The sequence below is a fragment of the Actinomadura darangshiensis genome (assembly GCF_004349235.1).
GTDB classification, from domain to species: Bacteria; Actinomycetota; Actinomycetes; order Streptosporangiales; family Streptosporangiaceae; genus Spirillospora; species Spirillospora darangshiensis.
Window position 1 is genome coordinate 1 of record NZ_SMKY01000003.1, and the last position, 11567, is coordinate 11567.

Consider the following 11567-nt stretch of genomic DNA (forward strand, 5'->3'; position numbering starts at 1 on the left):
GTGGGTGGACCTGGCCGGACGGCGGGAGGCGTGGGGAGCCGGTTCAGCAGGCGCCGGGCGACGGCCGCGAGACCGTCCGGCTCGAAGATCATGAGGACGATGACGAGGGCGCCGTAGAGGTAGCGGGCGAACGAGGAGGGGTCCACGCCGCCGGAGCCGGGCTCGGCGAGCAGCGGCAGCGCGTCGACGTACCGGCCGAGCAGCAGCGGCAGCCCGGTGACGAGCGCGGCGCCGACGGCCGAGCCGCCGACCGCGCCCATCCCGCCGAGGACGGCCATGGCCAGGTAGTCGATCGACATCGTGAGGCCGAACGACTCGGGGACGACCCGCCCGATGATCAGCGCGTACAGGACGCCGGCGACGCCCGCGTACACCGACGACAGCACGAACACCGAGGTCTTGGCGCGCCGGACCGCCACGCCCATGACCGCGGCGGGCACCTCCCCGTCCCGGACGGCCTGGAGGCCGCGGCCGGGGCGCCCGGCCACCACGCCGCGCGCGAACCACCAGGCGAACACCGCGAGCGCGACGCCGAGGTACCAGAGCAGCTCGTACTGGCCCAGCGGGACGTTGAACAGCACGATCCCGGAGTCGTCGCCGAAGGTGAGGCCGAACACCGACAGCGGCGGCGCGGCGCGGCCGTCGTAGCCGCCGGTGAGGGGCGTCGCGCTGAACAGGACGTGCTGCCCGATGAAGACGAGGGCCAGCGTGGCGACGCCCAGGTACAGCCCCCGCAACCGGGCCGAGATGGGGCTGAACACGAGACCGGCGAGCCCGGCCAGGGCGGGCGCCAGGACCGCGGCCAGCCAGGTCGGCAGGCCGAGGCCGATCCGGTCGTCCGTCCCGGCCAGGGCGACGTACCCGTAGGCGCCGACCGCGAGGAAGAACGCGTGCCCGAGCGACAGCTGCCCGGCGACGCCGCTGAGCAGGTTGAGGCCGATGGCTCCGATCGTCGCCGCGCAGACGAACAGGCCGGTCTGCAGGAGCGAGGTGTCGGCGTAGAACGGGACGGCCGCGACGACGCAGGCGGCCACGAGGAGCGGTGCGCGCTTAGACACGGGCGGCCGCCTTCGTCCCGAACAGCCCGGACGGCTTCACCAGCAGGACGAGCAGCATCACCACCCACGGCATGACCGACCCGAAGCCCTGCCCGAGGAAGGAGATCTGCGCCTGGTAGCCCGACGCCAGGCTCTCCGACAGTCCGATGATCACGCCGCCGACGAGGGCGCCCGTCATCGAGTCGAGGCCGCCGACGACGGCGGCGGGGAACGCCTTGAGCGCGCTCTGCCCGGTCGCGGCGTCCATCCCCGGCGAGGGCGAGGCCGTCAGGAAGACCCCGGCGACGGCGGCGAGGCCGCCGGCGATCGCCCACGCGCCGAGCGCCACCCGGTTGTGCCGGACGCCCGACAGCATGGCCGCCTCGGTGTCCTCGGCCGTGGCGCGCATCGCCAGGCCCCAGCCGGTCCGCTGGAAGGCGAGGCCGAACAGGCCGATCAGCACGATCGCGGTCACCATCGCGGCGACGCGGGTCTGCGCGACGGTGACGGGCCCGGCGCCGACGACGGCGTTGCCCCACGGGTCGCCGAGGTGCATCAGGTCGGACCCGATCCGCCGGGTGAGGTCGGTGAGCAGCAGGACGTCCAGCCCGATGGTCACGATCGCCGCGACGTCGTGGCGCGCGCCGCGCCGCCGCAGCGGGCGGATCAGCAGCCGGTCCACCAGCATCGCGAACGCCGCGGCCGCGACGACGCCCGCGCCGGCCGCGAGCCAGAACCCGGTGTGCGGGGACAGCCGGGCGATGACGTAGCCGCCGCCGAGCAGCGTCGACCCCTGCGCGAAGTTGATCACGTCGGTGCTGCGGAACACCACGACGAACCCGACGGAGATCAGCGCGTAGAGCATGCCGAGCGACACGCCGTTCACCAGCAGCTCGATCAGCTTGGTCACTTGTCCTCCTCGTGGCGGCGGGCCGTCTCGCCCGTGTCCTCGCCGCCCGTGTCCTCGCCGGCTGTGTCCTCGCCATCGGTGTCCTCGCCGAGGGCGCCGCCGAGGTAGGCGCGCAGCACCTCGGGGTGGCGGCGCACCTCCCGCGGGGTGCCGTCGGCGACGAGGCGGCCGAAGTCGAGCACGGTCACCCGGTCGGAGACGTCCATGACGAGCGCCATGTCGTGCTCGATGATCAGGACGGCGACGCCGGCCCGGTCCCGGACGCCGCGGATCACCTCGGCGGTGCGGGCGGTCTCCTCGTCGTTCATGCCGGCGACGGGCTCGTCGAGCAGGAGCACCGACGGCTCCATCGCCAGCGCCCGCGCGAGTTCGAGGCGCTTCTTGTCGCCGTAGGACAGCAGCCCGGCGGGGCGGTCGAGGAGCCGCGACAGCCCGACGAGCCCGGCGATCTCGGCGGCCCGCTCCCGGCCCTCGCGCGCCTCGCGGCGGGCGCCCGGCAGCCGCAGCCCCGCGGCGAGCACACCGGAACGGGTCAGGACGTGCCGGCCGAGCAGGATGTTCTCCAGGACGCTCTGCCGCCCCGACAGCGCGATGTTCTGGAAGGCGCGCCCGACGCCGAGCCGCGCGATCCGGTGCGGCGGCAGGCCCGTGAGCCGGTTCCCGCCGAGCGTGACGGTGCCGCGCTCGGGCGTGTAGACGCCGCAGACGACGTTGAAGCAGCTGGTCTTGCCGGCGCCGTTCGGGCCGATGACCGCGTGGACGGTGCGGGGCTCGACGCGGAACGAGACCCCGTCCAGGGCCTTGACCCCGGCGAAGCTCAGCGCCACGTCCTCGACGACGAGGGGCCCGGTCACGGCTTCACCCCCATGTACAGCTCGCGGACGCGGGCGGCGTCGATGTCCTCGCCAACCCGCCCGGACAGCGAGACCCGGCCCACGTCCAGGACGTAGGCGGTGGTGGCGAGGCTCAGCGCCATCGCGGAGTTCTGCTCGACGAGCAGAACTCCGGTGCCCTGCCGGTGGATCTCGTCGACGGCCGCGGCGATGCCGGCGATGATCCGGGGCGCCAGCCCGAGGGACGGCTCGTCCAGCAGCAGCAGGCGGGGGCGTCCCATCAGCGCCCGGCCGATCGCGAGCATCTGCTGCTCGCCGCCGGACAGCATTCCGGCGCGGGTGCCGAGCTTCGCCGTCAGCGCGGGGAAGAGCGTGAGGACGCGTTCGCGTTCCCGGGCCCGCTCGGTGCGGTTCGCCAGGACGCCGCCGCCGACCCGCAGGTTCTCCTCCACCGTGAGGCGGCCGAACACGTGCCGCCCCTCGGGCACCTGGACGATCCCGCGCCGGACGATCTCGGCCGCGTCCGTCCCGGTCACGGGCGCGCCGTCCCAGGTGACCGTGCCCTGCCGGACGGCCCCGCGGTGCAGCCGCAGCGTGCCCGAGACGGCCCGCAGCACGGTGGTCTTCCCGGCTCCGTTGTTGCCCAGCAGCGCCACGACCGACCCGGCCGGTACCCGCAGCGACACGCCCTTCAGGACGCGGCCCGCCCCGCCGTACTCGACGTGCAGGTCGTCCACGGCGAGCGCCGCCCCGCCGCTCATGACGCCCGCTCCTCGCGCAGGCGCCGCTTGAGGACCTTGCCCATCGCGTTGCGCGGAAGGCCGTCGACCAGCTCGACGGTCCGGGGCCTCTTGTAGGCGGCGATCCGCCCCTCGGTGAAGGCGACCAGGTCGGCGCCGGTCGCGGTGGCGCCGGGGGCGCGCTCGACGACGGCGTGGACGCGTTCGCCGAGGTCGGCGTCCGGGACGCCGATCACCGCGACGTCGGCGACGGCCGGGTGGGCGCGCAGCGCGTCCTCGATCTCGGCCGGGTAGATGTTCACCCCGGCGGCGATGATCATGTCGGTGCTCCGGCCGGTGACGTAGAGGTAGCCGTCCTCGTCGAGGTGGCCGAGGTCGCCGGTGCGGAAGTGGCCGCCGGCGTCCAGGACGTCCGGGCCGAGCGGGCCCTTGCCGAGGTATCCGGGGATCATGCGCGGCGTCCGGACGTGGATCTCGCCCGTCTCGCCGGCCGGCAGCACGGCCCCGTCCGCGCCGACGATCCTGACCGCGACGTGCCGGAACGGGCGGCCCGCCGCGCCCGGTTTGCGGCGGTGCTCGTCCGGCCGCATCCCGGCGATCATGCTGGCCTCGGTGCAGCCGTAGCCCTCGTAGAGCAGGCCCTCGCCGAAGTAGTCGAACACCCGCTCCTTGAGCGCGTACGGGACGGGCGCGGCGCCGACGCTGAGGCTGCGGAGGGCGGACACGTCGTACCCGGCGCGCACCTCCGCCGGCAGCGCGAAGATCCGCTGCAGCATGGTCGGGACGGCGTGCCAGTGCGTGATGCCGTGCCGCTCGATCAGCCGCAGGGTGTCCTCGGCGTCGAACCGGCGCTGCAGGACGGCGATGCCGCCGTGGCTCAGGCAGGCGTTCGCGTGGTTCGGGCCGGCCGCGTGGTGCATCGGCATGTTGAGCAGGGCGCGGCGGTCGTCGCCGTGTGAGTGGTCGTCGAACCGGGTGGCGTCGAGGTAGCAGCTCAGGATGTCGGGGTCGGCGGTCGGGGTGCGCCGGAACGCCCCCTTGGGACGTCCCGTGGTGCCGGACGTGTAGACGATGAGCTGCGCCTGGCTCGCGGCGACCCGGCGTTCCGGGTCGGCGTGCTCGCCGATCAGCGCGTCGAGCGTGAGGGCGCCGCCGCCGGAATCGACGTGCGCGACGGTCCGGGCGCCGAGGGCGGTGAGCGCGTCCTGGACGGGGCCCGGCTCGCGGACGTCCAGGAATGCCGCCCGGATTCCGCTGTCCTCGGCGATGTAGGCCAGCTCGGCGGGCGTGAGCCGCAGGTTCATCGCGACCTGGATCGCGCCGAGCTTGGCGAGGGCGGCGTTGACGACGAACCACTCGATCCGCGGCCGGAGGGCCACGCCGATCCGGGAGTCCGCGCCGAATCCGCGGGCGGCGAGGGCCGCGGCGAGGCGGTCGGCCCGGTCGTTCCAGGCCGCCCACGTCAGGCTCCGCTCGCCCTCCACGAGGGCCACGGCGTCCGGCCGGACGCGGGCGAAATGTTCGGGTCCGGCTGTCGCTTGTGCGTTCAGCTCCGCCTCCCAGGCTGGTGCGAACCGCGCTGACCTGCGCGTTCGAGGTCGAAGGCTGTGCCCTCGGTCACATTGGCGTGGACCATAACAAACTTCTTGGACATTCAGCAAGGTTTCGTCCATGCTGGGACCCATGCCAGCGACCCACCCCACAGTGATCGCCGACGCGCGTCCCTCCGGCCCGCCCGACCTGCGCGGCACGTCCTGCACCGCCTGCGGGCACCGCGCGTTCCCCGCGCAGGACCTCGGCTGCGAACGCTGCGGCGCGCACGGCGGCGCGCTCCGCCCGGCCGCCCTGTCCGGCACCGGCACCGTCGGCGCCGCCGCCACCGTCCACCGCCACGACGGCCCCGGCATCGCCGCCGGCTTCACGGCCCTCGCGGTCGTCCTGGACGACGGCCCCCTCGTCCACGCGCTCCTCGCCGCGGACGCCGGACGGCCTCGGCCGGGGACGCGCGTCGCCGCCGTCGTCGCGGCCACCGACGGCGGCGGCGGAGTCGTCGAGGTCCGGTTCGTCCCCGGAGGCGCCCGGTGAAGCTGCGCGAGATGCGTCCCGTGTACGTGGCCGGGATCGGCCTGCACCCCTACCGGCCGCTCAGCGGCGTCCCGTACGTCCGGCTCGGGATCACGGCGGTACGGGCCGCGCTCGACGACGCCGGCCTCGCGTGGCCGGACGTCCAGGGCGCCTACACGGGCGCGACCCGGCTCGGCATGGCGGTGTCGCGGCCGATGCTGCGGCACCTCGGCGCGACCGGGATCCCGATGACACAGGTGGAGAACGCGTCGGCGTCCGGATCGTCGGCGTTCCGGCTGGCGTGCATGGAGGTGGCCGCCGGCGTGTCGGACGTCGTCCTCGCCATGGGGGTCGACAAGCCGGGCCCGGTGCGGCGGGCCGAGTCGCTGACCGGGCTGCCGAGCCTGGCGGGCGACCGCATCGTCCCGTTCACCAAGTACGCGCTGCTCGCCGACGAGTACATGGCCCGGTACGGCGCCTCCCCCGCCGACGTCGCGGCGGTCGCGGTGAAGAACCATCGCAACGGCGCGCGGAACCCGTTCGCGCACCGTCGCAAGGAGCGCACTCCCGCGGAGGTGCTCGGCGACCGCCCCATCGCGGGGCATCTCACCCGGCTGCAGTGCTGCCCGGTCGGTGAGGGCGCCGCCGCGGTGATCGTGGTCTCCGGCGCGGCGGTCGCGCGGCTCGGACTCGACCCGGCCCGGTGCGTGCGCGTCACCGCGTCCGCGCAGCGGAGCGAGGAGCTGTACGGGCCGAAGAGCTTCGACGCCGAACTGACCCGCGAGACGACCGCCGCCGCGCTCGCGGACGCCGGGGTCGCGCCCGCGGACGTGGACGTCGTCGAGCTGCACGACGCGTTCTCGATCGAGGAGCTCCAGTACGTCGAGGCGATGGGCCTGTGCGGCGAGGGCGAGGCCGCCGGGCGGCTCGGGGCCGGCGAGTTCGACATCGGCGGGCGCAACGCGGTCAGCCCATCCGGCGGGCTGCTCGCGATGGGGCACCCGGTCGGCCCGACCGGCGTCGGCCAGGTCGCCGAGGTGACCCGGCAGCTGCGCGGCGAGGCCGGCGATCGGCAGCAGCCGGGCGCCCGCACCGGCATCGCCCACATGGTCGGGGTCGGCGCGGTGTGCATCGTCCACGTCCTGGAAGGGCCCGCCCGGTGAAGGTCGACGCGCGCCTTCCGCAGGGCCTCCCCCCGGCCGCCGTCGCGCGGGCCGCGCGGGACTTCGAGGACGCCGGATACGACGGGCTGTGGACGCGCGAGTCGTCCCACGACCCGTTCGTCCCGCTCGGGATCGCGGCGGAGCACACGGCGTCGCTGCGGCTCGGCACGTCCATCGCGGTGGCGTTCGCGCGCAGCCCGATGAACCTCGCCTACCTGGGCAACGACCTGGCCTTCTACAGTGGGGGCCGGTTCGCGCTCGGCCTCGGCAGCCAGGTCCGCGCGCACGTCGAGCGGCGGTACTCGATGCCGTGGAGCGCGCCCGCCCGGCGGATGGCGGAGCTGGTCTCGGCGATCCGGGAGATCTGGCGGTGCTGGGAGACCGGTGCGCGGCTGTCGTTCGAGGGGGACTTCTACCGGCACACGCTGATGACCCCGGCCTTCACCCCCGAGCCGCATCCGCACGGCCCGCCGCCGATCCTGCTGGCCGCCGTCGGCGAGCGCATGACCGAGGTCGCCGGCGAGGTGGCCGACGGGCTGCTCGTCCACGGGTTCACCACGCCCCGCTACCTGCGGGAGGTCACGCTGCCGACGCTGGAGCGCGGGCTGGCCGCCTCCGGCCGCGCCCGGACGGCGGTCGAGGTGAGCGCGCCGGTCCTGCTCGCCACCGGCGCGACCGAGGAGGCCATGGCGGAGTCGGTGCACGCCGTCCGGAAGCAGATCGCGTTCTACGGCAGCACGCCGGCGTACCGTCCCGTCCTGGAGCGGCACGGCTGGGGCGAGCTCGCCGGCGAACTGCACCGGTTGTCGCGCGCGCGTCAGTGGGACGCCATGACGGCCCTCGTGGACGACGACGTCCTCCACGCCTTCGCCGTCGTGGCCGAGCCGGAGCGGACGGCCGCGGAGGTCATGCGGCGGATGGACGGCCTGGCCGACCGGATCAGCTTCTACACCGTCGCCGACACCGACCCGGCCGTGCCGGCCCTTGCCGCCCGCGCCCTGGCGGCCGGACCCGGTCTTTAGGGGCGCAGCCCGTTCGTGACCGACGAGATGGCCGCGCGCCGGGCGCCGTCGAGGTCGAACCCCTCGGGGTCCACGAGGAACTGCAGCGTGATGCCGCGCAGGATGCCGCCGAGGTAGACCGCCGTGCCCGCGGGATCGGCGTCCTTGCGGACCGTGCCGTCCGCGATGCCGCGGACGAGCCAGTCCTCGAACTCGCCGCGCGTCTCGGCGAGCCGGGTCGCGATGGCGGCGCGGATCTCGGCGAGGTCCCCGACCGACTCCAGCGCCAGGACGAGCACGACCTTCGCCGGGACGGGATCGTCGCCGAGCCGCGACAGGTACGAGTCGAGCATCAGCACGATCGCGTCCAGGCCGGGCAGGTCCCGCTCGTTGCGGTCCTCCAGCACCTGGCTGATGTAGGAGTCGCGGATGGCCACGAGGACCGCCTCCATCAGCCCCTTCTTGGAGCCGAAGTGGTAGCCGACGAGGCCGCGGCTGACGCCGGCCTCCTCCTGGATCCGCGCGACGGTGGTGCTGCGGTAGCCCTCGTCGGCGATGATCCGCATCGTGGCCTCGACGAGGGCGCGCTTGGACGCGTCGCTGCGTTCTCCCTGTGTGAGCTGCCGGCCCGCCAAGGGTCCCCCTGCCCGATATCCCGTTGGTACCCGGTCACATTACCGACGCGGTGCGGTCATTTCCGCCAGGACGGTGCGCGGCCCTCGCCGAACGCCCGCAGCCCCTCGTCGCGGTCGGGCGACTCCAGCGCGGGCCGGGCGGCGGCCATCTGCGCGTCGAACGCCTCGTCCTCCCCGCTCCACTCGAACGCGCGCCGGACGATCTCCTTCGTCGCCCGGACGGCCAGCGGCCCGCCGAGCCGGATGCGCGCGGCCAGTTCCAGGGCGGCGTCGAGGGCCTCCCCGGGTTCGGCGAGCCGACCGACGACGCCCCAGCGTTCGAGGTCCCCGGCGCCGTAGCGGTCGCCGGTCAGCGCCATCATCATCGCCGCGTGGTAGGGCATCCGCTGCGGCAGCCGGATCAGCCCTCCGCCGACCGCGACGAGGCTGTGGCGCACCTCGGGCAGCCCGAACGACGCGTCCCGCGCCGCGACGATCAGATCGCAGCTCAGCGCCAGCTCGAACCCTCCGGCCAGCGCGTACCCCTCCACCGCCGCGATGACGGGCTTGCGCACCGACCTGCGGGTGAACGCGTTGACCTGCGCGTCCCGGCTCCGGTAGCTCGGCTCCCCGCGGCGGGCGGCCTTGAGGTCGCGTCCGGAGCAGAAGTTCCCGCCCGCTCCCGTCAGGATCGCCACGGACGCCTCGTCGTCGGCGTCGAAGCGCTCGAAGGCGTCCTGCATCGCCTCCCGCAGCTCCAGGTCGATGGCGTTGTACACGCGGGGCCGGTTCAGGGTGATGATGTCGACGGCGCCGCGCCGCTCGGTCAGTACGACACTCATGTGGGCCTCCTCAGAGCGCGAACGAGTAGCCGCCGTTGACGGGGACGGTCTGCCCGGTGATCCACGACGCCGCGCCGGAGGCCAGGAACAGCACCAGGTTCGCGGCGTCCTCGGGCTCGCCCGCGCGCCGGATGACGTACCTGCTCATGAGCTTCTTGAACCGCTCCTCGTCAGCGAACCGGTCCTGCGTGCGCGGTGTCCGGGTGGCGGCGAGCGAGACGCAGTTCGCGGTGATCCCGAACCGCCCGGTGCTCGCCGCGACCGACCGCGTGAACCCGGCCGCGCCCCCCTTGGCGGCCGAGTACGCCTCCCGGCCGGGCTCGCCGACCCGCCCGGCGTCGGAGATGACGGTGACGATCCGCCCGTAGCCGCTCTCGATCATGCCGGGCAGGACGGAGTGGACGTTGTTGAGCACCCCGAACAGGTTCGTCCCGAGGTAGCCGTGCCACTCGGCGGGCGTCTGCTCCCAGAACGGCCGCGTCATCTCCTTCGTCGGCTGCGGGCCCGCGTTCCCGGCGTTGTTGACCAGGATCTCGACCGGCCCCAGCTCGCGGGCCGCCTTCGCGACCGCCGCCCGCACCGCGTCCAGGTCGCCGACGTCGCCGGCCGCGGGCATCGCCTTGACGCCGAGTCCGCGCACCTCCTCCGCCACCGCCTCGGCGCGCTCCGCCCGGAAGTCGTTGACGACGACCGCGCCGGCCCCGTGCTCGGCGAAGTGCAGCGCGACCCGGCGTCCGACGCCCTGCCCGGCCCCGGTGACCAGCGCCGTCCGTCCCTTGAGATCGAGGATGTCCGCCATCGCTACCGCCCTCCGCTCGCAACTAGTTTGCTGATCGTACAGCATATTAATTGGACGGCCGACGGCGCGGGCGGGACCGCCGCCTGGGCGGGACCGGCTACGGGACCGTGTCGCGGAGTGTGTCGATGACGCTGCGGAGGTGGGCGCGCGCGGCCTCCTCGGCGGCGGCCGGGTCGTGCGCGGCGATGGCCTCGATGATGTCCAGGTGCTGCGGGAGCGAGACCTGGGGGCGGCCCGGGTGCATGGCCAGCCGGAACTGGTGCCGGACGTTCTGGGCGCGCAGCCGTTCGAGGACGCCCGACGCCGTCGTCTGCCCGCTGATCTCGCGGACCCGGGCGTGCAGCCGCTCGTTCAGCCGCGAGTAGCCCATGACGTCGCCCGACGAGACGGCGGTGCGCATGGCATCGCCGATTGCCTGGAGGTCGGCGATGCCGGACGGCCCGGCGCACTCGGCCGCCTTCGCGGCGCACAGCCCCTCGATCACCATCCGGACCTCGGAGATCTCGACGGCCTCGGCCAGCGACACGGCGCGGACCCGGGCGCCGCGGTTCTGGACGCGCTCGATGAGGCCCTCGTTGGCGAGCTCGACGAGCGCCGCGCGGACGCCGGCGCGGCTCGCGGCGAACCGCTCGGACAGGTCGGCCTCGATGAGCCGCTGGTTCGGCACGAACTCGCCGGTCAGGATCGCCTCGCGGATCCCCGCCACCACGTCGCTCACGGGCTCCCCCAGATTGTCGCCAATTTTGTCGCTGATCTAGGGTAGCCGGTGGCGGGGGGCAGTGCTCGCGGAGGAGGACGCATGGCGGTGGTCGCGGTACTGGGGCTCGGCGAGGCGGGCGGCGCGATCGCCCGCGACCTCGTCGCGGCCGGGGCGCGGGTGCGCGGGTACGACCCGGCGGTCGAGGCGTCCGGCGGGATGGTCCGGACCGGGAGCGAGGCGGAGGCGGCGACCGGCGCCGACCTGGTCCTCAGCGTCAACAGCGCGCACGACGCGGTCGCGGCGTGCAGGGCCGGGCTCGGCGGCGTCGCGCACGGCGCCGTCTGGGCGGACCTCAACACCGGGTCGCCGGGCCTGAAGCGGGAGCTGGACGCCATCGCGCGTGCGGGCGGCGTCCCCTTCGCCGACGTGGCGATCATGGCGCCGGTGCCCGGCCGCGGCCTCCGCACGCCGATGCTGGCCGCCGGCGAGGGCGCCGCCCGCGTCGCCGCGCTCCTCACCCCGCTCGGCGCCCAGGTCGAGGTGATGGACGCCGGGGCGGGCGCGGCGGCGGGCCGCAAGCTGCTCCGCAGCGTGTTCTTCAAGGGCCTCGCCGGTTCGGTCGTCGAGGCCCTGGAGGCCGCCCGCGCCGCCGGCTGCGAGGACTGGCTGCGGGAGAACATCGTCGCGGAGCTGACGGCGGCCGGCGCCCACACCGTCGACCGCCTGGTCGACGGGACCCGCAAACACGCCGTCCGCCGCGCCGCCGAAATGGACGCCGCCGCGACGATGCTGGAAGAGCTGGACGTGCCGCCCACGATGGCCGCGGCCAGCCGGGACCTCCTCCGCCGCCTCCGTTGACGGGTC

Annotated in this window: 13 protein-coding genes; 4 read left to right on the forward strand and 9 right to left on the reverse strand. The window is 74.6% G+C overall.

Going from position 1 to position 11567, the window contains the following annotated elements:
• The 5 genes from E1293_RS01030 to E1293_RS01050 all read right to left on the reverse strand — a co-directional run.
• On the reverse strand, positions 1 to 1058 hold a 1058-nt coding region (locus E1293_RS01030; RefSeq protein ID WP_132192780.1), incomplete at its 3' end, for a branched-chain amino acid ABC transporter permease.
• Complete coding sequence (locus E1293_RS01035; protein ID WP_132192782.1) at positions 1051 to 1947, reverse strand: branched-chain amino acid ABC transporter permease; 897 nt, start codon at positions 1945 to 1947, stop codon at positions 1051 to 1053. The genes E1293_RS01035 and E1293_RS01030, both read right to left, overlap by 8 nt.
• Positions 1944 to 2801 carry an ABC transporter ATP-binding protein gene (locus E1293_RS01040; protein ID WP_132192784.1) on the reverse strand — a complete coding sequence of 286 codons (858 nt, stop codon included), beginning with the start codon at positions 2799 to 2801 and terminating at the stop codon, positions 1944 to 1946. The genes E1293_RS01035 and E1293_RS01040 overlap by 4 nt, the downstream gene beginning before the upstream one ends.
• A complete protein-coding gene (locus E1293_RS01045) occupies positions 2798 to 3541 on the reverse strand; it encodes an ABC transporter ATP-binding protein (RefSeq protein ID WP_132192786.1) in 744 nt (247 codons plus the stop codon). The genes E1293_RS01040 and E1293_RS01045 overlap by 4 nt, the downstream gene beginning before the upstream one ends.
• Positions 3538 to 5205, reverse strand: coding sequence for a class I adenylate-forming enzyme family protein (locus E1293_RS01050; protein ID WP_341770165.1), 1668 nt, complete (start codon positions 5203 to 5205; stop codon positions 3538 to 3540). Before E1293_RS01050 ends, E1293_RS01045 begins: the two co-directional genes overlap by 4 nt.
• Between E1293_RS01050 and E1293_RS01055 the strand changes: the two genes are divergently transcribed.
• Genes E1293_RS01055 through E1293_RS01065 form a run of 3 tightly spaced genes read left to right on the forward strand, consistent with a single transcriptional unit; the run spans position 5204 to position 7769 of the window.
• A complete protein-coding gene (locus E1293_RS01055; protein ID WP_132192790.1) occupies positions 5204 to 5605 on the forward strand; it encodes a Zn-ribbon domain-containing OB-fold protein in 402 nt (133 codons plus the stop codon). The two genes, E1293_RS01050 and E1293_RS01055, sit on opposite strands and share 2 nt — an antisense overlap.
• Positions 5602 to 6747 (forward strand): thiolase family protein, encoded by a 1146-nt coding sequence (locus E1293_RS01060; protein ID WP_207938605.1) that lies wholly within the window; start codon positions 5602 to 5604, stop codon positions 6745 to 6747. The genes E1293_RS01055 and E1293_RS01060 overlap by 4 nt, the downstream gene beginning before the upstream one ends.
• Complete coding sequence (locus E1293_RS01065; RefSeq protein WP_132192792.1) at positions 6744 to 7769, forward strand: TIGR03617 family F420-dependent LLM class oxidoreductase; 1026 nt, start codon at positions 6744 to 6746, stop codon at positions 7767 to 7769. Before E1293_RS01060 ends, E1293_RS01065 begins: the two co-directional genes overlap by 4 nt.
• Here E1293_RS01065 and E1293_RS01070 read toward each other — a convergent pair.
• The 4 genes from E1293_RS01070 to E1293_RS01085 all read right to left on the reverse strand — a co-directional run bounded on the left by E1293_RS01070 (position 7766) and on the right by E1293_RS01085 (position 10721).
• A complete protein-coding gene (locus tag E1293_RS01070) occupies positions 7766 to 8383 on the reverse strand; it encodes a TetR/AcrR family transcriptional regulator (protein WP_132192794.1) in 618 nt (205 codons plus the stop codon). The two genes, E1293_RS01065 and E1293_RS01070, sit on opposite strands and share 4 nt — an antisense overlap.
• A gap of 56 nt (positions 8384 to 8439) precedes the next feature.
• Positions 8440 to 9204 (reverse strand): crotonase/enoyl-CoA hydratase family protein, encoded by a 765-nt coding sequence (locus E1293_RS01075; RefSeq protein WP_132192796.1) that lies wholly within the window; start codon positions 9202 to 9204, stop codon positions 8440 to 8442.
• A gap of 10 nt (positions 9205 to 9214) precedes the next feature.
• Positions 9215 to 10003, reverse strand: a complete 789-nt coding sequence (locus tag E1293_RS01080) for an SDR family NAD(P)-dependent oxidoreductase (protein WP_132192798.1) — start codon at positions 10001 to 10003, stop codon at positions 9215 to 9217.
• 97 nt (positions 10004 to 10100) lie between these two features.
• Positions 10101 to 10721: a GntR family transcriptional regulator gene (locus tag E1293_RS01085; RefSeq protein ID WP_243715945.1), complete on the reverse strand. Its 621-nt coding sequence runs from the start codon at positions 10719 to 10721 to the stop codon at positions 10101 to 10103.
• Positions 10722 to 10802: 81 nt separating this feature from the next.
• Between E1293_RS01085 and E1293_RS01090 the strand changes: the two genes are divergently transcribed.
• Positions 10803 to 11561 (forward strand): NAD(P)-dependent oxidoreductase, encoded by a 759-nt coding sequence (locus tag E1293_RS01090; protein ID WP_132192800.1) that lies wholly within the window; start codon positions 10803 to 10805, stop codon positions 11559 to 11561.
• Positions 11562 to 11567: the final 6 nt, after the last annotated feature.

Bases quoted from the DNA above. Each gene is read 5' to 3' on its own strand.
- E1293_RS01050 (WP_341770165.1), bottom strand. From the start codon at position 5,205: ATGGGTCCCAGCATGGACGAAACCTTGCTGAATGTCCAAGAAGTTTGT.
- E1293_RS01075 (WP_132192796.1), bottom strand. From the start codon at position 9,204: ATGAGTGTCGTACTGACCGAGCGGCGCGGCGCCGTCGACATCATCACC.
- E1293_RS01055 (WP_132192790.1), top strand. From the start codon at position 5,204: ATGCCAGCGACCCACCCCACAGTGATCGCCGACGCGCGTCCCTCCGGC.
- E1293_RS01080 (WP_132192798.1), bottom strand. From the start codon at position 10,003: ATGGCGGACATCCTCGATCTCAAGGGACGGACGGCGCTGGTCACCGGG.
- E1293_RS01090 (WP_132192800.1), top strand. From the start codon at position 10,803: ATGGCGGTGGTCGCGGTACTGGGGCTCGGCGAGGCGGGCGGCGCGATC.
- E1293_RS01045 (WP_132192786.1), bottom strand. From the start codon at position 3,541: ATGAGCGGCGGGGCGGCGCTCGCCGTGGACGACCTGCACGTCGAGTAC.